Genomic DNA, 23,842 nt, shown 5'->3' on the forward strand with positions numbered 1-23,842 from the left:
CCCGTGGATCAGTTGCCAACTTCTTCGCTTACGCTTCATTCCTTTTACAACCTATGAGTTCCGAGTTAACCAAGCAGCAGCTATTTCAGCAAGTAGAAGCCCGCCTTCAAGCGCAGGGGTTTGGAATTAGCCAGCAGGATCAGTCCCGCCCCTGGGGCGGCTTTTTCGTGCTCGACGAAGCCCAGGCCCAGCCCTTCGCGGATGCCTATTTCGAGGGCCTGTCGGCCGACAGCCTGCGCATCTCCGGCAAGCTGAGCCCCAAGATCCTGCTGGTAGCCCCGCACCAGCGCCTATCGTGGCAATACCACCACCGCCGGGCCGAAATCTGGCGCGTGGTGCAGGGCACGGTGGGCGTCATCACCAGCCCTACCGATGCGGAGGGAGCGGTAAACACCTACGGGCCAGGCCAAATGATTACGCTGCGGCAGGGCGAACGGCACCGCCTGATTGGCTTGGACGGCTGGGGTATTGTGGCTGAAATCTGGCAGCATACCGACGCCCAGCAGCCTTCCGACGAGGACGACATCGTGCGCGTGCAGGACGATTTCGGCCGCTGATAGCAGGGCCTCACCAAACAATGCCTCGGCTTTCAGAAAGCTTCTTCATTTCCAAGCAACTATTCTACCATGCAATTACCATCTCACCGCCTCCGCCAGCACAGCAAGCGAGTATTAGCGGCCAGCGCCCTGCTCACCGGCCTGATGGAGCAACCGGCCGTGGGCCAGGCGGAGCTGGCCCCCTGGGGCAATCTGCTGGGCATGCGGCAGCAGGGCCATCTGCTCGAGTTTGAAACCAGCCTGCGCGTTGTGGCCCCAAACTGGAGCCGCATAGCCGCTACCGCCAAAGAAGCGCAGAGGCCCCGGTATTTCCGGCAGGCGGGCAAGCAGGTGGTGACGACGATGGTAGACAGCGTGGCCTTTACCGAGACGGTGGAAGATGAGCAGCCCGGCCAGGCCACGCTCATGGTAACGCTGCAGGCCCAAGCCAACCGCGACCTGCAGGGCACCTACCTGACCCTGGCCCTGCCCCGCAACCAGTACTCTGCCGGCAAGGTGGAATTGCTGGATGCCGCCGGAAAGGCCGTTGCGCAGCATCCCTTCAGCGGGCAATGGGCCGAGCAGCCGGTGCTGACCAGCCAAGTGCGCATCACTGCCCCCGGCCGGCAGGTGGAAATCAACTTGCCTGAACCCGCTCCTGTTCTCCTGAAAGCTGTATCACCAGATGCTAAAACCTTTCAGCTCTATCTACCCCTTCAGCTTGGCGGGTTACGAAAAGGCCAGGAAACGCAGAAAACCTTCCGCCTCAAGTCTTCCGGCGAAATAGATACGACTCCCATCCAGCTGACGGTAAACCCTTCGCTACCGGGAAGACCGTTTGAGGGCTTTGGCGGCAACTTCCGCCTCCAGAACCCAACGGGCGACCCGCAGGTAATTGATTATTCGCTCAAGAACCTGCGCGTGGCCTGGGGCCGCGTTGAAATGCCCTGGCAGCTCTGGCAGCCTCAACCCAACACCGACCCCGCGGCGTTGGCCAAGCAGGGGCAGCTGCACCCGCACGTCAAGGCCTCAATGGAAATGGCGCAACGCCTGAGCAAGCTGGGCATGCCCGTCATCGTAACGGCGTGGTCGGCGCCGGCCTGGGCTATTAGTGGCCCGCCGGCTTCGGGCAACGGCCCCGGGCCAGACGGCGTGTGGGGCAATCCGCTTAATCCCACGGCCATGGCCGCCAGCTACAAGTCTATTGCCGACTATCTGGTGTACCTGAAGGAGCAGTATGGGGTGGAGGCCGTCATGTTCTCGTTCAACGAGTCGGATCTGGGCATCAACGTGCGCCAGACCGGGCAAGAGCATGCCGAGCTTATTAAGGGGCTGGGCGCCTATTTTGTTTCCCGGGGCCTGAAAACCAAGCTGTTGCTGGGCGACAATTCCGATGCGACAACCTACGAGTTCATTTACCCGGCCATGCAGGACGCGGCGGCGCGGCCCTACATAGGCGCCGTGTCCTTTCACTCGTGGCGCGGCTGGGATACGCCTACCCTGCAAAAGTGGGCTGAGGCCGCCACCCAGCTGCAGCTGCCCCTGATTGTGGGAGAAGGCAGCATCGATGCCCAGGCCTGGGGCTATCCGGCCGTGTTTGAGGAAGAAAGCTACGCTTTGGAGGAAATCAACCTCTACACCCGGCTGCTCAACATCTGCCAGCCGGCCACCATCCTGCAGTGGCAGCTCACCGCTGACTACTCGCCCCTGGCGGGCGGCGGCATTTTCGGCAACAAAGCCCCCCTGCATCCTACGCAAAGGTTCTGGAACCTGAAGCAACTGGCAGCCACACCCAGCGGCCTGGCCGCCCTGCCCATATCAACCAGCCAGGCCAACGTATCGGCGGCGGCCCTGGGCAATTCGGCCACGGGACAATACGCTTTCCACCTGGTAAACAATGGCGCCACCCGCGAAGTGACCGTGACCGGCCTCCCGGGCAACGCCAAAAAACTGTACTCCTACACCACTGACCGCCAGCGGCAGGTGCAAAAAGGCAAGCGCGTGAAAGTGTCGAAAAACGGCGAAGCCCGCTTTACGCTGGATGCCCGCAGCTATACCACGCTGACGACCAATAAACTGCAGTAAGTACCAGCGCGCCGGCCTGACAAGGCAACAGCCGGCAGCCCAATGCCGGTAATCTGGCACTCCATGATCCAGTAATCTAGCTACCCCATGCGCTTTCGGCAACCCCTTCTAGTACTAAGCCTCTGGTGCTTGGCACATCTGGCTAATGCGCAAGCGCAGGGTAGCCTAAGCCGGGAACGATATTCCCTGGATGCCCAGTGGCGTTTTGCCCTGGGCCATCCGTTTGATACCAACAAAGACTTCGCCAACGGTACGAGCTATTTTTCGTACCTGGCCAAAGCTGGCTACGGCGATGGGGCCGCTAGCGCGCAGTTCGATGACCGGGCCTGGCGCCAGCTGAATCTGCCCCACGACTGGGCCGTGGAGCTGCCCTTCGACAGCACCGCCCAGCACAGCCACGGCTACAAAGCCATCGGCCGCAACTTCCCGAATAGCAGCGTGGGGTGGTACCGCAAAACCTTTGTTATCCCGGCCGCCGACCTGGGCCGCAAGATTTCGCTGGAGTTTGATGGGGTTTTCCGCAACTCCAGGGTGTGGGTGAACGGCCATTATCTGGGCACCGAGCCTAGCGGCTACCGCAGCTTTCGGTATGATATCACGGACTACCTGAACTATGGCGACCCAAACGTAGTGGCCGTGCGGGCCGATGCTACGCTGCCCGAAGGCTGGTTTTACGAAGGCGCCGGCATCTACCGCCACGTCTGGCTTTCCAAAACCAACCCGCTGCACGTAACCCCCGACGGCACGTGGGTAACAACGCAGGTAGCCAACTCCAGCGCCACCGTATACGCCCGCGCCACTATTATCAATGAAGGCCTGACGCCGAAAACCTTCACGGTGGTGCAGACCGTTCTAGATGCCCGGGGCCAGGCCGTAGCTACCCAACGGCAGGCCAATGTGGTGCTGTCGCCGTTTCAGCAACGCGACGTTGCGCTGGCCTTGCCAGTTACCAATGCCACACTGTGGGATCTTGACTTGCCCTATCTGTACACGCTCCGCACTACCCTGCTCGTCGGCAATCAGGAAGTGGACAGCTACAACACGCCGTTCGGTATCCGGACCATCCGGTTTGATGCCAGGGCGGGCTTTTTTCTCAACGACAAACCCGTTAAGCTCAAGGGCACCAACAACCACCAGGACCATGCCGGCGTGGGCACGGCCCTACCCGATGAGTTGCAGTACGTCCGGATAAAGGCCCTGAAGGCCATGGGCTCCAACGCTTACCGCTGCTCGCATCACCCACCCACGCCTGAGCTGCTGACCGCCTGCGACCAGCTAGGTATGCTGGTCATCGACGAAAACCGCCTGATGGGCACCAACTATCAGATGCAGCAGGAGCTGAAAAGCATGATCCTGCGCGACCGAAACCATCCGAGCATCATCAGCTGGTCGATTGGCAACGAGGAATGGGGCATCGAAAACAGCACTACCGGGGCCCGCATTGCCACCACCATGCAGGCCTACGCCCATAGTCTGGACTCCACGCGCGCCACCACTGCTGGCATCAGCGGGGGCTTCGGAAGCGGCATTTCCGACGTGCTGCAGGTGATGGGCTACAACTACCTGGGCAACGGCGACATTGCGGCGCACTACCGCCGCTTCCCAACGCAGCCTGGTATGGGCACCGAGGAGGGCTCCACGTTTGCTACCCGCGGCATCTACGTCACGGATCCGCACAAGCACTACCAGGCCGCCTACGACCGTAAGCCGAGGCCCTCTTTTTACTCCATCGAAGAAGGGTGGACCTTTTATGCCACCCGCCCCAATCTGGCCGGCATCTTCATCTGGACCGGCTTTGATTACCGCGGGGAGGCCACGCCGTATCAGTGGCCCTCCGTCACGTCATACTTCGGCATGATGGATTTGTGTGGCTTTCCGAAAGACAATGTGTATTACCTGAAAGCCTGGTGGAGCCCGGAGCCTACCTTGCACCTGCTGCCGCACTGGAATTGGCCCGGCCAGGAAGGCCAGCCGCTAGCTGTATGGGCCTACACCAACTGCGACGAGGTAGAGCTGCTGCTCAACAACCAAAGCCTGGGCCGACAAAGGGTAAAGCCGAACTCGCACCTGGAGTGGAAAGTACAGTACGCACCCGGGACCCTGGAAGCCCGGGGCTACCGCCAGGGCCAAAAAATCCTGACTGAAAAAGTAACGACTACGGGTCCGCCGGCCGCTATTCAGCTAACGCCCCACAAAACCACCCTCACAGCCGAGGGCCAGGATATTGCGGTAATAACCGTAGCGGTAACTGATAAAAACAAGCTTGCGGTGCCTACTGCTCATGAAGATATTACCTTCTCGGTAACGGGGCCAGCCACCATCATTGGGGTAGGAAATGGCGACCCTACCTCGCGGGAGAAAGAGAAATTTCTGGAAGACATCCGATTCGTAGGCATCACCCAGCTGCAGGAAAAGGCGCTTACCAGCATGTCCGAAGGCGTTGCCACCCTCACGCAGGCCAGTAAGGCTCCGTGGCAAGCGGCTTTCGTAAACCGCAACTACCAGCAGCTGGCCGCGGCGTATAGCCACCGCGGCACCTTTGAGCTGCCGGCCAGTTTTGCGGGCATTGAGGTCACGTTTTTCTACAGCAGCATTGGCCAGAAGCAAACCATTTACCTCAACGGCCAAGAAATAGCGCGGGACGTACCGGCCAGCGCGGAAGGCAACGTATTCCAGCTAAGCGCGGCTATTCTGAAACCCGGCCAAAACACCCTCGATATTATTGCAACGCCTCTTCCCAAGCAGCACGACTGGGACGTGGTCAACACGAATCCGGGCACCATCCAGCTGCGTACTCCGGCGGCTCCCTGGAAGCGCAAAACATTCAACGGCCTGGCCCAGGCCATTATCCAATCCACGACCGAGGCGGGGGAAGTAATCGTAACGGCTACCAGCCCCGGATTAAAGAAAGCCGTCTTGAAGCTTCGCTCGCAGAAGCCTTCACCGGCGTTAGCACCCTAGCCACAGGGCAGCTCCGGAACGGCCTCGGCCTCGTGCTTTGCGAAGCCGGGGCCGCTTTGTATGGACCGGAGTATGAAGCCGCGGCTGGCTGGCGCTGCGTTCCGTGTTGCAGACCCATGGGTTTGTATAGCACCCGCGCTGCCGGGCGGTCAGACCTTTGTCGGGTAAGCAATTCACCAAACGGGCTCTGAAGCTGGGCGTGACCATGCTCGACACAGCCGATCTGTACGCCCCCCGCACAATGTGGGGCTGGTGGGCAAAGCATTGCCGGCCGGCACGACCAGTTTACGCCGGCCACCGAATTGCTAGCTTCTTGCCGAAAACTTACTTCCTGAGCACCAGCATAATAACGTCGTGGGCCGGCACGGTGGCCTGAAACGCCTTTTTGGTAGTGCCGGCATCCTTTTTGGCCCACACGTTGCGCACCTTGTAGGTGGTTTTAGTTGCGTTCAGCTCGGTTTTCGAGAGGCTATCGACGATGGGCGTGGCTTTCCAATCAAAGGTCACGGGCTGGGGGCGGCGGCTGCGGTTGAGGAACGTAACGGCCCAGTTGCCGCCGTTCAGGGGCTTGAGCCAGGTTTCGACGCTGTCTTTGGCGCTGTGCCGAAAGCCCTGCACGCCCAGCTTATCCTGGTTGATGGCCACCACTTCCTTGTTGGTCAGGATAGCCTGCGTCTGCGGGCTCATGGTGCGAATGTCGTTGCCCGTAATCAACGGGGCGGCCAGCATGCTCCACATCGTGAAGTGGGCCCGGTCTTCGTTTTCGGGCATGCCATTACCCACCTCCAGCATATCGGGGTCGTTCCAGTGGCCCGGACCGGCGTACTGCCGCAAGCCTTCCTGCTTGTCGAGGATGGCCAGTACGCCGAACGACTTCCAGGTGCCGTGGTCTTCTATGCAGTCAAAGCAGTTGTAGATGTCGCCGGTTGTGCGCCACAGGTGGCCCACCGTCTGGCCCCAATCCCAAGGCTTGTCGGTGCCCCACTCGCAGATGCTGAATACGATCGGCCGGCCGGCCTGGCGCAGGGCGGCCGTCATGGTTTTGTAGGCGCCCTCGGCTTTCAGGCCTTCGGTGTTGCACCAATCATACTTCAGGTAGTCCACGCCCCAGCTAGCGTACATCTGCGCATCCTGAAACTCGTAGCCCCGGCTACCGGGCCGGCCGCCGCAGGTTTGCGAGCCGGCATCGGAGTACACCCCAAACTTGAGGCCCTGGCTGTGAATGTAGTCGGCCAGGGCTTTCATGCCCGAGGGAAACCGCTTCGAGTCCGGGTGAATAAAGCCCTGCGCGTCCCGCTCCCCGTGCCAGCAGTCATCAATGTTGACGTAGGTGTAGCCCGCGTCCCGCATCCCCGACGCCACCATGGCATCGGCAACTTCCCTGATGAGTTTCTCGTCGACGTTGCAGGCAAACTTGTTCCAACTGTTCCAGCCCATGGGCGGCGTGAGGGCCAGCCCCTCATACTTGTGGTAGTTCTGCGCGTAGTTGTTGCCCTGGGCCAGGGCCGGGGCGGCCGTGGCAAGGCCCAGCAAAAGGAAAAGCAGGTTCTTCATGAAGCGTCAAAAAGGTTTTTAAACCAAATTCCAAGAAAAGAGCAGCGGTCTGAAGATCAGACCGCTGCTCTGGCTAGAGTAACACGGGCAATTCCCCTTACCCTTCTCGTGTTACTCACTTGGCTTGCACCGGCCTAGTCTTTGGGCACGATGCGGAAATTGTCGAAGGAGATGTCGGCGTTGAGCGTGCCGTCGCCGTGAAACAGAAATTTGAACTCGTGCTGGGCCTTGCTGGCCTCCAGGGGCTTGTTGATAATGCTGCTGAGCGGAATGCTCATGGTGCTCCACTGGCCACGGGTGTTGAAGGGCACGCTGGGCTTCCACTGGTAGGTGTTGGTGCTGCCGGCGTCCCCATCAATCAGAAACTTGATAACGTTGGTATCAAAGGGCTTGAGCGTGTTCACTTCGAACTTCAGCACGTAGTTGCCAGGGTTGGTTACTACCTCGGCCGGAACAGCCACGTTGTTGGCGGAAAATTCCGTCCAGGCCCAGGCCCCAATCGTTTGGTTGATGCGAATGTATTTGCCATTGATAGGGCCGGGAGTACCGCCGTCGGTAATAAACGCGTCACCGCCCCACACGCTGCCCCCCTGGTCGTAGCTGAAGATCAGGTTCCGGTCGTCTTTGTAGCGGCCGGGCACGGCGGTTTCTACGTTGTTGGCGTCCGATATTTTCAACGTAGCCCCCGGCGCCGCCGACGCCGGCACGATAAAGTAAGCCGAGTCGGCAGTGGCTTTGGTGATGGGTACAGCCGTGCCGGCCCAGATCACCTTGCCGGTTTCGGGCGTCACGCCGTACAGGTCGAAGTTCTGCCCTACGACGGCCGCGCGCTGACCGGGCACCGCGTACTCATTGCTGAGCCCCCGAACCTGCATGGGCGGGATGGAAATGGTGTAGCTCCGCTCCGACGTGCCGCCCTTGGTAGTCACCAGAATTTTGTTGGTGACTTCCTTGGGAATGTTGCGCGGCACGCGCAGCGTAATTTCGTTGGCGGTGATATAGGCATCGGCCAGGTTAGCCTCCACATCGTTGAACAGCACTTTCTGCACGCTGCAGAAGTTGCTGCCCTGGATAATCACCCAATCGGCGAGGTTGCCGCTGGTGACGGATGTGTCGCGCTTCGTAGGCAGGGCCACGCCCGTGATGGAGGGCGCCCCCCCGCACACATCATCGGCTTCCTTGTCGCAGGCCGAGAAAGCCACGGCGCTTAAGACCAGGGCACCGGCCCAAAGAGCGTTAAGCTGGGTAGGTAAGTTCATAGGAAATGTCGATTTACAGAGATGGAAACGACCATGTCCGAGTACCCGGCCGGCAGTAGCCACCGGCCGGGTAAGTCGGGCTACCAGCCGGGGTTGTTGCCGCCCAGGGCTTTGTTGGAGTTGACTTCTGAGATGGGAATCGGGTACAACAGGTGCTTTTGCTGACGGCGCTTGGGCACGTTGTTTTCGTCGATGTCGATGGCATTCATCACGGGCAGGTAAATGCCCCAGCGCAGCAGATCCCAGCGCCGGTCGCCCTCCAGGGCCAGCTCCCGCCGGCGCTCTTCCAGCACAAAAGAGCGGAACTCCTGCTGGCCTAAAGCGCCCACCTCGGAAGCACTGTTCCGCCGGCGGATCTTGTTGACGGCCTCGATGGCGTCAGCGGTTGGGCCGCCATTCACCTCGTTGGCGGCTTCGGCGAAGATCAGCAGCACATCGGGGTAGCGCAGGATGGGGAAGTAGAAGTCGCCGAGCGTAATCTTGTTGTCGGTTACGGCCTCGAACTTCCGCAGGCGGGCAATGCGGCCATCGTCCAGACCCGACTGATCAGTGGGCTGGTAGCCATACTTAGCCCGTTTGGCCGCGGCCTCGGGGCTCTGGTCCACACCCCGCACCACCAGGCTGTCGCTCAAGGGGTAGTAGTGCATGTTGTTGCCCCACATTTTCCAGCGGTGCAGCACGCCATCGGTGATGCGCTGGTCGTTTTTCTCAAACAGGTTGTTCCACTGGTAGGAGGTGCCAATCCAGCCCCCCTCGATTTCGTTGTCCTTGGCGGGGTCCAGGCGGCCGCGCCGGAAAAAGGAAATCTCATTGCCAAAGTCGGGGTGGTTGGACAGGGCCTGCACCGACCAGATATGCTCGCCGCGGTTGCGGCTGCCGAGGCTCCACACTTCCAAGTGGGAGCTGTAGAGCTGGTATTCCCCGCTGCTGATTACTTCCTGCGCCTTGTCGCGGGCGAGCTTGAAGTACTCAGCGGAGTTGAGGCCTTCCAGACCGGCCACCACGGTTTTGGTATGCGTCAGGGCCTGGGGCTCCAGGATAATCTTTTTGCCGGCCACCAGCTTATAGGCTTTGCCGCCCAGCACCGTTACCTGCCCGCCGGACAGAGAGCCGGAAGCCATGGTCAGGTACACTTTGGCCAGCAGGCTGCTGGCGGCTCCCTTGCTGGGGCGACCGGGCTCGTAGCCGGCATCCCGGGTAGAGGGCAGGTTTTCTTCGGCCAGCTTCAGGCTGCTGATGATGAAGGCATACACCTCCTTTACCGGGCGGCGGGGCTGCTGGGGGTCGGTGCCTTCGGCTACGGATTTTTCCAGCAGCGGCACGGCCCCGTAGGCCCGCACCAGCAGGAAGTAAGCCCAGCCCCGCAGGAAATAGAGCTGCCCCAGGGCTTTCTTCTTGGTAGCCTCGTCGGCCTCCATGGCCATGACCTGGGAAATCCCAAAGTTTGCGCGGTGAATGAGCGTATAGGGCCCGTTCCAGCCGTAGTCGATACCCCAGTAGGCCTGGTAGTTGCCCGCGCCCACGTCGCCGAAGGCCCAGCTGGGGCCGGTGGCATCGTCGGAGTCGTAGTCCCAGAGGTTGGGAAACGGCCCGTACCGGAACATGGCGCCGGAGGCCAGCGTGTTGAGGGCTCCGTTGGCAATTACGCTCGGGTCGGTGACCTGATCGGGGCTAACGAAATCCAGCGGTTTTTCTTCCAAAAAGTCCTTGCAGGCCGTTGTGGCGAGGGAAGCTGCAACGAGCAAGGCAAAAATTCTGATCTTTTTCATAGGATAAGAGGCTGCTCTTTGGCGGGGTTTAGAAGCCGGCACTAACGCCCAGGGTGAAGGTGCGGCTGTTCGGGTACGAGTTCATGTCCACTCCCCGGAACTGCGGGTTGCTGCCAAAGGCATTCACGTCCGGGTCGTACCACTTGTATTTCGTCGAGGTCCAGACGTTGCTCACGCTGGCGTACACGTTCACCGACTCGATGTAGCGCACGGGCTGCTTGAAAGCGTAGCCGACGTTGATGTTTTTCAGGCGCACGTAGGAGCCATCCTGCACCAGGCGGTCGGACAGGCGCACGGTGCGCGTATCGGCGGCCAGGGCCTTGGGCCAGGTAGCCGTGGCAGCCGTGGCGGGCGTCCAGCGGCCATCGTACACAAACTGCGGCACGTTGGCTACTTTGCCCATCCGGATCTGGTAGAGGTTTGTGTTTACCAGGTCGTTGCCCTGCACGCCCTGGAAGAACACGCTCACGCTCAGGTTGCCGTAGCTGAAGTTGTTGGTTACCCCGAAGTCGTAGTCGGGCGTGGTATTGCCGATAATCTGCCGGTCTTTGGCCGTGATGGCCGGGTCGTCGTCAAAGTTCTTGTACTTGATTTCGCCCACCATCATCTGCTGCACGGCCTCCGACTGGCTGGCGTAGTAAGGGTCCGCCATTACTTCGGCCAGGTTGTCGTAGAAGCCATCCTCGACGAAGCCGTAGACGGTGCCCAGCGGCTGCCCATTACGCTGCAGGAAGAAGTTGTCGAAGTTGTTGTAGAGGCTGCCGGCAAACTGATCCGCCGGCAGGTCCAGCATCTTGTTGCGGTTAAAGGAGATATTGGCGTTCAGGTTCCATTTAAACCGGGTCGTATTGACCAGGGCGCCATTGGCGGAAAGCTCCAGCCCCCGGTTCTGAATGGAGCCGAAGTTGACCAGCTGGGTAGGGAAACCGGTGCTGTTGGGAGTCTGAATCTGCTGGAGCAGATCGGACGTCTTTTTCGAGTACACGTCCACGGTGAAGTTGAAGCGGTTTTGCAGCACCCCCATATCCAGGCCGGCATCAAACTGGGCCGTGGTTTCCCAGATCAGGTTGGGGTTGCGCACGCCCAGGTACACTTCATCTGCGTAGCCTGGCTGCAGGGTGCCGTTTACCGGGTAAGCAAACGGGCTGAAGTGGGCCAGCGTGCCGTAGCTGCGAATTGCCTGGTTGCCCGTCTGCCCGTAGCCTACCCGAAACTTGAGCGTGCTGAAAGTGCCTAGGTTCTGCATAAAGCTTTCTTCGGCGGCATTCCAGGCCAGCGCGAAGGAGGAGAAGTTGGCAAACTTGTTATTGCTCGTAAACTTGCTCGACCCATCCCGGCGGAACGAGGCCGTGGCCAGGTAGCGCCCTTTGTAGCTGTAGTTTATGCGTCCCAGCATGGAGAGCAGTGCGTTTTCTGCCTTGCCGCTGCGCAGGTTTTTCTGGTCAATGCCCGCGCCCATGTTGTTGTTTTCCAGCAGGTCATCGGTGAAGCCACGCACCGACATATTCCGGTAGTAGGAATAGCCCGTTTCCCGGGTCAGGGCCGCTACCGCGTTGAGGGTATGGTCTTGGCCGAACGTGCGGTTGAAGCTCAGGATGGACTCCAGGGTGATACCGCGCCAGGTGTCGTCCTGGGTGAAGGCATAGCCGTTGGTAGTGCGCGCCTCCTGCAGTCGGCGGTTGTAGTACACTTCGCGGGTGTTGGTATTGTAGTTCACCCCGAGGTTTTGGCGGAAGTTCAGGTGCTCGTTAAACGTTAGCAAGGCATAGGTCGACGAGTAGATGCCCGTTGAGTTTGTCTTATCCTTGGCCGTGCGGGTATAGTTGTAGGGGTTTGCGGCGGCGTACCAGGAGGTAATATCTTCCCGAGCCTTGGAGGTAGCGGACGAAACCGGGTACGTGGGCGGGAAAAACAGCGCCGAGCTGATGATGCTGGCTTCGTTGCCGTTCGAGTTGGTTTTGCTCAGGTTGTAGCTTGTGAACGTGAGGTTGTTGTTGGTCCCCAGCTCAAGCCACTTATGCACCTTGCGGGCAATGTTCATCTGCAGCCCGTAGCGCTTAAAACCGGAGTTGTAGATAATGCCCTGCTGGTCGAGCATGTTGCCCGAAACCGAGTAAGTGCCCTTGTCGTTGCCGCCCGACATGCGCACCGTGTAGTCCTTTGTTACGGCGGTCCGAAAAATCTGGTCTTGCCAATCGGTGCCGGTGAAGCCATCGGGGTAAGAAGTGCCCCGCGTGCCATTCAGAAAGTCATCGGGCCCCGGCAGCAGTACCGTATCCCCCAGGGCCTGGTCGAAGCCTCTTTCGCCGGGAAATGGCAGGGTAGTCGGCGCGTTGCCGTTGTATTTTTCGGCGTTGAGCTGGGCCTCATTCTGAAACTGGGCGTACTGATACGCATTCAGCACCTTGATGCGCCGGGAAATCTGCGAGATGCTGGTATTGGCCACCACGTCAATCCGGTCACGGTCGTTGCGCCCTTTTTTGGTGGTAATCATGACGACTCCGTTGGCGCCCCGCGAGCCGTAGATGGCCGTGGCCGACGCGTCCTTCAGGATGTCCATGGACTCAATATCCTGGGGATTCAGAAACGACAGGGCGTTGGTCGACTGGCCGTTGCCGCCGGACGGATTAGCCCCGCTGGCCGAAGAGGCCGTCGAAGCCGGCGCGGTGAAGGGAATGCCATCAATAACGTAGAGCGGCTCACTGCCGCCCAGCACCGTGTTGGCGCCGCGAATGGTGAGGCTGATACCCGCGCCGGGCGCTCCGTCGCTGCGGTTTACCGTCACGCCGGCCACCTGGCCCTGCAGCCCCTGGTTGATGCTGGTTGGAATGGTTTTGAGCAGGTCTTCCGTTTTTACAGTCGCCACCGAGCCGGTTACGTCGCTTCGCTTGGCCGTACCATAGCCAATCACGACTACATCATTAAGGGTTTTCACATCCTCTAGCAGGGAGACGTTGATGGTGGTACGGTTTCCCACTGCCACTTCCTGCGTTACCAGGCCGATAAAGGAGAAAACGAGCGTCGAATTTGCGGATGGCACTTCAATAAGGTAAGTGCCATCCGCGTTCGACGTAGCACCAACGGTAGTGCCCTTCACGACCACACTTACCCCCGGCAGCTTGTCACCCTTGGTCGCATCCGTCACGATGCCTTTCACCAAGACTTGCGCAAAACCTTTAAAGGGCCCTGTGACCAGAGCAATTAGAAAAAGAAGGGGTAAAAACTTCTTCATACAACCTGTGGGGATATAAAAGGGTGAGCAGGAATCCGGGAAAGCAAGCAGGCAGGCACTACCAGAAAAGGGTGGCAGCTTTCTCTGCTCGGGGGGGACAGTGAATCGAGCTGTTTCATGCTGAAGGTGACAGGCGAGAATGAGTTACGTAATCGTTTGCGGTGTGAATATAGACAACTAAAACGTTTTAGCAAAAAAACCTTTTTTCTTCTTTCATGGCCCCACGCTTTTCGTTGGGGCAACACAAGCCAGCCCCAGGCCTGCTGGTCTGTTGTCGGCCCATTTCGCGGAAGCTCTGTTCTTTATGGCTTTTGAGGCCCTGAAGGCCAGCCCGTTGTCGGTATGCTCCCCAAAGAGGCTCAGGAGTTGCTGGGGCTGGCCAAAACTGGCCTTGGTCAACGCCGCATAGCCTGCGGCAGAGCCCCCAACGGATACCTCCTTCTATATAGTAACTCTTCCCTATTGGGCAAGCCACCCTGCCTTGGGCCTACGTAGACGCCGGGGCGCAGGCGGCAGCGTTTGCCCGCGTAAGCGTTCAGCCCCCGAAGCCGTATCTTTAAGGCACTATGGATATTAAGACCCTGATTACCGTTGATGAAGGGGTACTGGGCGGGCAGCCCGTATTTGCGGGTACGCGCGTACCGATAGAGTCCTTATTCGACCACCTGGAGGCCGGCGTTTCGCTGGCGGAGTTTCTCAACGATTTCCCCACGGTGAGCCGGGAACAAGCGGAAGCCGTGCTGGAAATAGCCAATAAGCTGCTCACCTCTCGCAATGTAGCGCACTGGTATGCGGCTGTTGCTTGACGAAAACCTGCCGAAACGGCTGAAAGCTGATTTTCCGGAGCATGACGTGTGTACCGTGCGCGACAAAGGGTGGAACGGCGTGAAGAACTGGGAGCTGCTGAAATTCATGCTGGCCGAGGGTGCCGACACCCTGCTCACCTTCGACAAGAACCTGCAGCATCAGCCGAATTTCGGAGAGTACACGCTTACCGTCTACGTGCTGTCGGCCCTCATCAACCAGTACAGCGTCCTAATGGCCTTGTCGGCCCAGGTCAGGCAGCAGCTAGGCAGCCCCGGCTTACCCGTTGGCCCGGTTGTGCTACAAGAGCCGAAACGCCGAATCGCTCGGTGCGGCCCTTACCATCTACAGTGTACAACTCACCGGCTGGCTCCGCGCTTACCGCCTCAACTGCTGCGGCCGCTGGCCATTGGCCCGGCGCTGTAGGCGATGTGGCAAGGGCAGCGGGTAGCAATACAGATTAAACCAAGGGTATATTGCTGACAGGTAAGCCTATAGCTACAGCTAGCCTGTAAGCTAGGTAAATGAAACTAGTCGACAGTTACGGCTATAGGAATACTGAAATCAAAGCTGAGCAAGGGTGTTCAAAACACTTCTAAATCAATTCAAAAATGAAAGGAAAATATCTCCAGAAGTCATTCATTTGGCTATTATTAATAAGCTTGCCATTTACGGTATTTTCTCAGTCAGCAGAGTTTACAATTCAAGATATAAAATTTGAAAGCCAAGGCATTACGCTTGCTGGATCAATTCTAAAACCTAAGAATCCGTTTGCAGCAGTTGTAATTGTTCACGGGTCTGACCCTGTGAAGAGAGAAATGGATTTCGCAAAGCGTATTGCTAGAGAAGGCATTGCCGTACTAACATACGATAAGCGTGGAGTAGGAGAATCTGGGGGAGTGTACGTAGGTCCGTCTGTTGGCACGAACAATATTGACACCACCAATCTTAACCTATTATCCCGCGATGCAAATGAGGCCGCAATAACACTTCAAAAGTATTTAAAAGACAAAAAAACACCAATTGGATTAGTTGGGTTTAGTCAAGCAGGATGGATCATCCCAATTTCTGCTAGCAGAAACAAACAGATACAATTTATGATTTTGTTTAGTGGTCCTACGATTACAACTTTAGAACAGCTCCGATTCCAGTTTTACACAAATGGTAATAATAATTTCTGGAAAAATCACACAGAAGCAGATGCTCGGGAGCACACTAAGAATGACCCGGACAAGTATCAATTTATTGCCACTGATCCAAAAGTCAATCTGGATATCCTTCCGATTCCCGGACTTTGGATTTTTGGAGAACAAGACATACAAATCCCTGTGAAGTTGTGCATAGATCAATTAAATACCTTTAAAGCAAAAGGAAAAGCCTATGAATACGTCCTATTCCCCGCATTGGGTCATAATACCGCATTCGACAGCAACACAACGCCTTTCGATATTTCAATCCAGTGGGTAAAGCAGAAATTTTTGAATATCAAGAAGTTTAAAGAACCAAAATAAAATAGGCCTACTGAGGTTTACAATAAAAATACGCTCGTTCCCAATACCAAAGCGTTAATCAGGCCCTTTTCTACATACAAAACCGCCCCGCAACTTCACGGTTACGGGGCGGTTTGCGTTGCGGCAAGTGGCAGCAATTACAGCAGCTTGTCAATCATCACGGGTAAGTCGCGGACGCGCTTGCCGGTGGCGTGGAACACGGCGTTGGTAATGGCGGCAGCCACGCCCAGCATGCCCACCTCGCCGATGCCTTTCACGCCCAGCGGGTTCACGATGTCGTCTTCCTCCTCCACAAACAGCACGTCGATGTCGTGGATATCGGCGTTGACGGGCACGTGGTACTCGGCGTAGTTGTGGTTCATGTAGCGGCCGAACTTGTGGTCCATCACCGTTTCCTCCATTAGCGCCATGCTGATGCCCCACACCACCGAGCCTAATACCTGAGAGCGGGCTGTTTTGAGGTTGAGGATGCGGCCGGCAGCCACGGCATTCACCACGCGCGTTACGTGCACGGTGCCCAGTTCCTCGTCCACCTTCACCTCCGCAAACACAATGTTGTGGGAGTGCAGGGAGTACTGCTGCTGCTTGAGCATGTTGGGCATAGCCGAGCTGTCGGCTTCTACCTTGGTTTCGCCGCTGGCCTGCAGCACGTCGCGCAGCACTACGGCCTGGCTGGCATCGGAGCGCAGCCGGATCTGGCCGTTCACGAACTCCACGTCTTCCAGCTTGGCACCTTTCAGGGGCGAGTCGTCCAGCTTCTGGGCCAGCTTGAGCAGCTTTTCGCCCAGGGCCTCGCAGGTGTTCTTCACGGCCGTGCCTACCGAAGCAGCCGTCCAGGAGCCGCCCTGCAGCGGGGCCTCGGGCAGGTCGGTGTCGCCGAGCTTAAAGGTGACAGCCTCGATGGGCAGGCCCAGCGTTTCGGCCGCAATCTGCGTCATGATGGTGTAGGTGCCCGTGCCATTTTCGCCGGCCGCGCTGGATACCGTCAGGTGCCCATCGGCGGTGATGGAGGCTTTGGCAGCCGATTTCTGCTGCGTAGCATCCCACACGCCGCCGCCAATGCCCCAGCCGATGAGCTTGCCGTCTTTGTCGCGCATGGAGCCCGGAGCCTGGGTTCGCTTGTCCCAGCCGAATTTGGCCGCGCCCTGGTGGTAGCATTCGCGCAGCTTTTTGCTGCTGAAGGGCTTGTCCTGGTTCTGGTCCCGCTCGGCGTAGTTGCGCAGGCGGAACTCCAGCGGGTCGAGGCCGGCCTCGTAGGCCATTTCGTCCATGGCAATTTCCAGCCCAATGGAGCCGGTAGCCGCCCCGGGGGCGCGCATGTCGAGGGGGGTGTATACGTCGAGCTTGGCCAGCTGGTAGCCCAGCTTGACGTTGTCGCACTGGTAGAGCATGCCGCTCCAGTTTACCACGTTCTCGGTGTAGTCCTCAAACCGGGAGGTTTCGTGGAGGGCGTGGTGCTGCAGGGCAGCCAGGGTACCATCGGCGTTGGTGGCCAGCTTGAGGTACTGCAGCGTGTGCGGCCGATGCCCGAAGGAGAACATCTGCTGGCGCGTGAGCGTGAGGCGCACCGAGCGTTTCAGCTCCAGCGCCGCCATAACGGCCAGAAACACCGAGTACTGGGGCCGCAGCCCCGAGCCAAAGCCCCCACCCATGTACTCATTCACCACCCGGCAGTCGTCCTTCTTCAGCCCGAAGATTTTGGTGAGGTACTGCTGCACGTTGTACACGCCCTGGGTTTTGTCGTAGGCCGTGATTTTACCTTCCCCGCGCCACTCGGCGGTGGTGGCAAACAGCTCCATGGGGTTGTGGTGCTGGGCGCCGTGCACGTACTCAGCCTCCATGCGGTGCGGGGCTTCCTCCCAGGCCTTGTCGGGGTTGCCACGAGGCGGGGGCGGCGGCATATAGCCGGTTTTGCCCCGACCCGGCTCGAAGCCGTCTTCGCGCTTGGTTTCGAGGCTGGTTTCGTGCTTCTCCTGCTCGTATTCGATGCGCAGCAAGGAAGCCGCATACCGAGCCAGTTCAAAATTCTCGGCCACCACCAGGGCCACGGGCTGCTGGCTGAACTTGATTTCGTTATCGTGCAGGGGCCGGAAGGGCGAGCCGCCGGGAGCCACCTGGTCCTTATAGCTCCTATCAAACCAGGCCAGCGACGGTACGTTCTCGTGCGAGAATACCTGGAGCACCCCCGGCAGGGCCAGCACCTCATCGGCGTGAATCTTGGTGATTTTGCCCTTGGCAATGGGGCTGCTGATTACCCAGCCGTACGTCAGGTCGGGCACGGCGTACTCGGCCGCGTACCGGGCCGTGCCGGTTACTTTTGCCGGACCATCAACGCGACTGGTGGGCTTGCCTATGTGGTTGGTCGTGCTCATGGATTCGAGTTTAGAAAGACGTCGGATGCGGTTTGCGAGCCTTCTACGGCCTGCTTGAGGGCCCGCACAATGGCGCGCTTGGCCAGCTCAATCTTGAAGTCGTTGGAGCCGTGGCCCTGGGCGTTTTCCAGCACTTTGGCCGCAGCCCGGGCAAAGGTTTCCACGGTAGCGGGCTGGCCCTTGAGCAGGTTCTCGGCCTCCTGGTCGCGCCAGGGCTTGTGGGCCACGCCGCCCAGCGCCAAACGAGCATCCCGGATGGTGTTGCCGTCCAGCTCCAGCGCCGCCGCCACCGATACCAGGGCAAAGGCGTAGCTGCTCCGGTCGCGCAGCTTCAGGTAGCTGAAGTTCTTCTCGAAGCCCTTGGCTGGCAGATCGAGGCTCACAATCAATTCGCCGGGCTCCAGGGTGTTGTCCTTTTCGGGCTGGTTACCGGGCAGGCGGTGGAAGTCGTCGAAGGCAATGCTCCGCTCCCCGTTGGGGCCGCTCACGCGCACCGTGGGAGCCAGCGCCGCCAGGGCCACGCACATGTCCGAAGGGTGGGTAGCAATGCACGAATCGCTGGTGCCCAGGATGCCGCACACCCGGTTGTAGCCCCCGATGGCCGAGCAGCCCGAACCCGGCTCCCGCTTGTTGCAGGGCGTGGCCAGGTCGTAGAAGTAGTAGCAGCGGGTACGCTGCATGAGGTTGCCGCCGTTGGTGGCCATGTTGCGCAGTTGGGGCGAAGCTCCGGCCAGAATGGCCTGGTTCAGCAGTGGGTAGCGGCTTTTCACCTCCTCGTGCCAGGCGGTGTCGGCGTTAGTCGCCGTGGCGCCCAGGCGCAGCCCGCCGTCGGGCAGGTTTTCGATATCGGACAGGGGCAGCTTGCCCACGCTCACGAGATGGGTAGGGCGCGCCACATTTTCCTTCATCAAATCGATGAGGTTGGTGCCGCCCCCTATATAGGCCGCGTCGGGTCGCCCCGACTGCTCGCGCACGGCATCGGCAACAGCCGTAGCGCGGTGGTAAGTAAATGAGTTCATTTTGAAGAGCTTAGATGGAAGAACTTAGAGCTTAGAATGGGCAGGGTATACCAGAAACAGAACTAGCTAAGCTCTAACTTCTATGCTCTGAGCTCTTCCTGTCCACCACTTCCTTCACGGCGTTAAGGATGCCCACGTAGGCGCCGCAACGGCACACGTTGCCGCTCATGTGCTCCCGAATTTCGGCCTCGGTGTGGGCACGGCCTTCGTTGAGGAGGCCCTGGGCCGAGCAGATCTGGCCGGGCGTGCAGTAGCCGCACTGGAAGGCGTCGTGGTCGACAAAGGCCTGCTGCAGGGGGTGCAGGGTTTCGGGCGTGCCGAGGCCTTCAATGGTGGTGATGTCCTCGTCCTCGTGCATCACGGCCAGGGTGAGGCAGCTGTTGATGCGCTTGCCATCTACCAGCACGGTGCAGGCCCCGCACTGGCCATGGTCGCAGCCCTTCTTGGTGCCGGTGAGGTGCAGGTACTCGCGCAGGGCATCGAGCAGCGTGGTCCAGGGGGCAAGCTGGAGGGTATGCTGCTGGCCGTTGATGGTGAGGCGAACCGGGCCGGTAGGCGGCGGTGCGGCCACCCCGCCGGCACGGGCCGCGGAGTTGGTCGGTTGCTGGGTCATAGAAAGAAGTTGAGGTGATGGAGTGGATAGGCGGAGACCAGCAAGGGCTAAGCTCGCCAGTAGCTTATCGGCTTACGAGGCCAAGCGCTTGGGCGTTATGCTTTGCGGCGTATTTCACCTGTACAAAATCCTATCCTTGCTTTTCTTCCTCACCGGCTGCCTATTGATCAGCCCATTAGCTGTTTATCCGGATTCTGTCTAAACAGCTCAACTATTTGAAATTCAATTGCTCCTTGCCTATTCCCTCTATCGTTATATTATTCCCAATATAGCGAAAACCCCGCCCGCTACCCCCGCCCGGCCCGCAGCCGGCTCAACGACTCCGGCGTGATACCCAGGTAGGCGGCAATGTGGCGCTGGGGCAGCCGCCGGGCCAGCGTGGGGTACAGCTTTTGAAACTCCTGGTACCGGGCCTCGGCCGGGGCGCTCAGCACCCCAATCAGCCGGCGCTGCATGGCTACCAGGCTGTTCTGCAACAGCTCGTAGAAAAACGCCTGAAACTCCGGCCCCAACGCCGGCAGCTGCCCGTACAGCCCCGCCCCAAATAGCAGCACCTCTGAGTCTTCCAGCGCCTCAATGGTGAACAACGCCGGCGCGTGGTGGCGCAGGCTGTGCTGGTCGGCAATCCACCAGTTTTCGGGCGCAAACTGCAGGATGTGCTCTTTCTGCCGGGCATCCGTCACGTAGCTGCGCAGGCACCCCCGCACCACAAACGCCCCGAACCGCGCCGGCTCGCCCTGCCGCCCCAGCATCTCCCCCTTCGCCAGCTGCCGCGGCGTGAGCAGGCCAGCCAGGGTAGCAAACTGGGTTTCGGTCAGCGGAAGCTTGTGGTGGAAGTAAGCACGGAGGGCGTCGAGCATGGCGTGAGAATGGGAATTGTCATCCTGAGCATGTCGCGCATCAAGCGAGGAAGAAGGACCTTGTCACGAATGCACGGTTGCTTCTTTGGTTTTTTTAGCCCGCAGAGGGCGCAGAGGTTTCCGCAGAAGACGCAGAGTAGTTCTGTAGTAATAAGGTCCTTCTTCCTGGCTTGATGCGCGACATGCTCAGGATGACAGCTGTAAGTTACAACCCATATGTAACCTGCAGGTAGTAGAGCCCGCCCACGCTGGGGCCGCCGAGGTAGCTGGCGTAGTAGTGGTTGAGCACGTTGCTGGCTCCTAACTTGAAGCGCAGGTTGGGCTCGGGCAGACGGTAGCTGAGTTGGGCGTCGAGGGTGCCGTAGGCGGGCACGTAGCCGGTTACCAGGAAGGTTTGGGAGTAGTAGCGTTGCTGCCAGTGGTAGTTCAGGCCAAAACCGAAGTTCTTCACCACGTTTTCGTTGCCCAGACTCGCGTTGGCGGCCCAGCGCGGGGTGTTGAAGCCATCCTCCAGCCCGTCGCCTGACTCGGTGCGGCGCAGGCGGGCGTAGGTGGTGCTGGCTCCGGCCAGGTAGCCACCGGCCACCTCGTAGCGCAGCCCTAGGGAGCCGCCGTAGTTGTACACCCGGCTGCGGGAGTTGGTCCAGAGGCGGTAGCGGGCCTGGCCGGCGCGGGCGCTCAGGGCGGTGGCCACGGAGTTCAGGTCGGAGCCGGGGGGCATAGGCTGGCCGGTGGCATCCAGTGGTACGTAGGCTTCCACCTGGGCAATAAAGTCACGGTAGGTGTTGGCGTAGAAATCCACGTCGGCCAGCAGGCGGCCGCCGGGCAGCAGCGCCGCCTTATAGCCCAGTTCGATGGAGTTGATGTGCTCGGGCCGCAGGTAGGTGTAGAGGTTCTTCACTAGTAGGCCCTGGTTCTGGCTGATGGCCTGGCTGCGCGAGAGGCCGCCGGTGTTCACGCCCCGGGTCACGGCCGCGTTGAAGGCATCAATGGAACTGCGCAGGTAGCTGTTCTCAAATACCCCGTCCGACATCACCCTGAGTCCCCCGATGCGCTTCACCTGCCCGCTGTTTACGTTGGAAAACCCCTCAAACAAGCTCGGAAACCGGTAGCCGCTCTGGTAGCTCACCCGGAAGTTGTGGCGCTGGGTGGGCGAGTACACGGCCGTGAGGCGCGGGTTGAAGCGGGTACTGAAGTAGTCGTTCTTATCGGCCCGCAGCGTGGCCGTCAGGCGCACTTTCTCCTGCCACAGCCGCGCCCCAGCCTGCACGAAGCCGCCGGTTTTGCCGTAGGTGAGCGTACTGTACGGGTCCTCCCCCGCCGCGGGGTTGATGAAGTAGTTGCCGTCGGGCTGAATGAAGTAGGTGCGGTGGTCGAGGCCCAGCAGCACGTCGGCCCAGGCGGGCAGGGCTTTGCCGCCGCCCCGGCGCAGGGCTTCGCCGAGGTTCAGTTGTCCTTCCAGGTGCAGCATATCGGCCTGCACGCGCAGGGCCGCGCCCTGGTCCCAGTTGTTGCTATCGGCCAGCTCGCGCAGGCGCTGCTGAAACTCCGGAGTGCCGGGCTGCAAACGGCCGGCATCGGCGGCGGTGCGGGCCGTGGCGTGCGCCTGGGCTACCGACTGGCCGGCCTGCGCGGCGGCGTTCCAGGCGGCGGTGTAGTCCTGGTTCCAGCGGGCATCGGGCTTGAAGCTGCGGTCCAGGTTTTCGGCCATGCTGCGCAGGTTATAGCTGCGGCCGGTGTTTTCCTGGGTGAAGTAGGCCCGGGCCTGCACCACGGGGCCGGTGAGCTGCAGGGCATGCTGCTGCAGGTGGTAGTTGTCGAGCCGGAACCGGTTGCTGCGCTGGTACACGTTGTCGAAGTTGGCTCCGCGGTAGGTGTAGGCCAGCTCCGTTTTGTCGGTGAGCTTGTAGTGCAGGGCCGCGTCGTACTTCAGGGTTTGCAGCTGGTAGTCGGTCACGTCTTGCTCCCGGTACCCGGTGCGGGCTACTTGGTAGCTTTTGCCGCCCAGCGTCAGCGTCGAGCGGTTCGATGATTCGTTGCCGTAGCTGCTCACAGGGTCGCGGGCCGGGTTATCGGCCCCCAGCAGACTAGTAGTGGCGTTGCCGTTGGGGTTGATGTCGGTTGGGTCGCGGGCAATCCAGTCGTAGCCGCGCAGGTAAGTACCGTTCACTTTGAATGCCCACTTCGGCGCCAGCACCTTGGCGTAACGCACACTGGTTTCGGAAAAGGCGTGCGCGCCGGTGGCCGGGTCGTTGAGGTGATTGATGCCCGTTTTCTGCTGCACGCTCAGGCCAGGGCTGCGGAACGGGTTGCGGGTGCTGAAGTTGGCCAGCCCGTTGATGGCGTTGAGCCCGTACAGGGCCGCGGCCGTGCCCGGCACCAGCTCCACGGTCTGAATATCCAAATCACTCGGCCCCAGCACGTTCCCAATGGGCCCGCCAATGTGTGGGGCCTGGTTGTCGATGCCGTCCACGAGCTGGGCGAAGCGCACGTTGGTGGTGTTGCTGAAGCCCCGGGCGTTCAGCACCCGAAACCCTAGGCTGGGCGTTATCATCTGCACGCCCTTCAGGTGCTCAATAGCATCAAAAAACGACGCCGCGGGTGTGAGCCGCAGTTGGCGGGCGTTGAGCTTCTCTACTGTTACGGGCGACTGCAGGATGCTTTCCTCCACCTTCGAGGCCGTCACCACCACCTCCCCCAGCCGCGTGGTGTCGGCGGGGGCCTGGGCGTGGGCCAGTATCGGAAGCAGCAGCAACAGAGCGGGCGTAACGTGTTTCATGCGCTATATTTTTCCAAACATAACGAACAAGGCGCACCCAGGTTTCCCGCAGCGGACGTGGAGGTCATCCTTCGGCGTCCGCTGTGCAACTTCTGCGTCCGTTGCGGGGACCGACGTCAGAATAACCGTTCAGCCTCCGCCGCCAGAAACGCCTGAAACCGGGCCTGCAGGCCCTCGAACGCCGCAATCAGTGCCTCGCCCTCTGCAGTTACCACGGTGCCGCCGCCGCGCTTGCCGCCGGCTTGGGTGAGCACCAGCGGCCGGGCGCTCTGGGCGTTCAGGGACGACACCAAATCCCAGGCCCGCTTATACGACATTTCCATTTCCTGCGCCGCCCGGGAGATGGAGCCCTGCTCCTGAATATGCCGGAGCAGTTCCAGCCGCCCGATGCCCATAAACCGGTCGTCGGCGGATTCTATCCAGAGGCGGCCGGTCAGGCGGAAGGTCAGGTCGGGGCGCAGCAGGTTTTTCATACCTTAAATATCGGT

The 23,842-nt window shown here is 59.9% G+C and carries 16 protein-coding genes; 6 read left to right on the plus strand and 10 right to left on the minus strand.

What is annotated here, in order from left to right; all coding sequences use genetic code 11:
• Positions 1-53 precede the first annotated feature (53 nt).
• The 3 genes from HER32_RS02560 (at position 54) to galA (ending at position 5,582) form a co-directional block, all read left to right on the plus strand.
• Positions 54-557 (plus strand): phosphoheptose isomerase, encoded by a 504-nt coding sequence (locus tag HER32_RS02560; RefSeq protein WP_168680294.1) that lies wholly within the window; start codon positions 54-56, stop codon positions 555-557.
• Between the two features lie 69 nt (positions 558-626).
• Positions 627-2,621, plus strand: coding sequence for a hypothetical protein (locus HER32_RS02565; protein WP_168680298.1), 1,995 nt, complete (start codon positions 627-629; stop codon positions 2,619-2,621).
• A gap of 129 nt (positions 2,622-2,750) precedes the next feature.
• Positions 2,751-5,582, plus strand: a complete 2,832-nt coding sequence (gene galA, locus HER32_RS02570) for a beta-galactosidase GalA (protein ID WP_197748862.1) — start codon at positions 2,751-2,753, stop codon at positions 5,580-5,582.
• Positions 5,583-5,906: 324 nt separating this feature from the next.
• Here galA and HER32_RS02575 read toward each other — a convergent pair whose 3' ends face one another.
• The 4 genes from HER32_RS02575 to HER32_RS02590 form a co-directional block, all read right to left on the minus strand.
• A complete protein-coding gene (locus tag HER32_RS02575; RefSeq protein ID WP_168680302.1) occupies positions 5,907-7,136 on the minus strand; it encodes a glycoside hydrolase family 27 protein in 1,230 nt (409 codons plus the stop codon).
• 134 nt (positions 7,137-7,270) lie between these two features.
• A complete protein-coding gene (locus tag HER32_RS02580; protein ID WP_168680304.1) occupies positions 7,271-8,395 on the minus strand; it encodes a glycan-binding surface protein in 1,125 nt (374 codons plus the stop codon).
• Positions 8,396-8,475: 80 nt separating this feature from the next.
• Entirely contained in the window at positions 8,476-10,164 is a 1,689-nt protein-coding gene (locus tag HER32_RS02585) for a RagB/SusD family nutrient uptake outer membrane protein (protein WP_168680306.1), read from the minus strand.
• Between the two features lie 28 nt (positions 10,165-10,192).
• On the minus strand, positions 10,193-13,396 hold the full coding sequence (locus tag HER32_RS02590; RefSeq protein WP_168680308.1) for a SusC/RagA family TonB-linked outer membrane protein: 3,204 nt from the start codon (positions 13,394-13,396) through the stop codon (positions 10,193-10,195).
• A gap of 566 nt (positions 13,397-13,962) precedes the next feature.
• Between HER32_RS02590 and HER32_RS02595 the strand changes: the two genes are divergently transcribed.
• From HER32_RS02595 to HER32_RS02605, 3 genes are all read left to right on the plus strand, one after another.
• Positions 13,963-14,202 carry a DUF433 domain-containing protein gene (locus tag HER32_RS02595; RefSeq protein WP_168680311.1) on the plus strand — a complete coding sequence of 80 codons (240 nt, stop codon included), beginning with the start codon at positions 13,963-13,965 and terminating at the stop codon, positions 14,200-14,202.
• Positions 14,186-14,626, plus strand: coding sequence for a DUF5615 family PIN-like protein (locus HER32_RS02600; RefSeq protein WP_168680313.1), 441 nt, complete (start codon positions 14,186-14,188; stop codon positions 14,624-14,626). The genes HER32_RS02595 and HER32_RS02600 overlap by 17 nt, the downstream gene beginning before the upstream one ends.
• 185 nt (positions 14,627-14,811) lie before the next feature.
• A complete protein-coding gene (locus HER32_RS02605) occupies positions 14,812-15,711 on the plus strand; it encodes an alpha/beta hydrolase family protein (RefSeq protein WP_168680315.1) in 900 nt (299 codons plus the stop codon).
• A 137-nt stretch (positions 15,712-15,848) separates the two neighbouring features.
• On the opposite strand, the gene HER32_RS02610 is transcribed toward HER32_RS02605, so the two are convergent.
• From HER32_RS02610 to HER32_RS02635, 6 genes are all read right to left on the minus strand, one after another.
• Positions 15,849-18,083, minus strand: coding sequence for a xanthine dehydrogenase family protein molybdopterin-binding subunit (locus HER32_RS02610; protein ID WP_168680317.1), 2,235 nt, complete (start codon positions 18,081-18,083; stop codon positions 15,849-15,851).
• Positions 18,080-19,102, minus strand: a complete 1,023-nt coding sequence (locus HER32_RS02615; RefSeq protein WP_168680319.1) for an FAD binding domain-containing protein — start codon at positions 19,100-19,102, stop codon at positions 18,080-18,082. The genes HER32_RS02610 and HER32_RS02615 overlap by 4 nt, the downstream gene beginning before the upstream one ends.
• Before the next feature lie 73 nt (positions 19,103-19,175).
• Positions 19,176-19,715, minus strand: coding sequence for a (2Fe-2S)-binding protein (locus HER32_RS02620; protein ID WP_197748863.1), 540 nt, complete (start codon positions 19,713-19,715; stop codon positions 19,176-19,178).
• A 287-nt stretch (positions 19,716-20,002) separates the two neighbouring features.
• A complete protein-coding gene (locus HER32_RS02625; RefSeq protein WP_168680321.1) occupies positions 20,003-20,575 on the minus strand; it encodes a Crp/Fnr family transcriptional regulator in 573 nt (190 codons plus the stop codon).
• Between the two features lie 205 nt (positions 20,576-20,780).
• Complete coding sequence (locus tag HER32_RS02630) at positions 20,781-23,354, minus strand: TonB-dependent receptor (protein WP_168680323.1); 2,574 nt, start codon at positions 23,352-23,354, stop codon at positions 20,781-20,783.
• Between the two features lie 116 nt (positions 23,355-23,470).
• The gene (locus HER32_RS02635) at positions 23,471-23,827 is read right to left on the minus strand and encodes a winged helix-turn-helix domain-containing protein (protein WP_232066342.1); all 357 of its coding nucleotides are present in this window, start codon (positions 23,825-23,827) and stop codon (positions 23,471-23,473) included.
• Positions 23,828-23,842: the final 15 nt, after the last annotated feature.

This window comes from Hymenobacter sp. BT18 (genome assembly GCF_012273015.1).
Lineage (GTDB): Bacteria > Bacteroidota > Bacteroidia > Cytophagales > Hymenobacteraceae > Hymenobacter > Hymenobacter lutimineralis.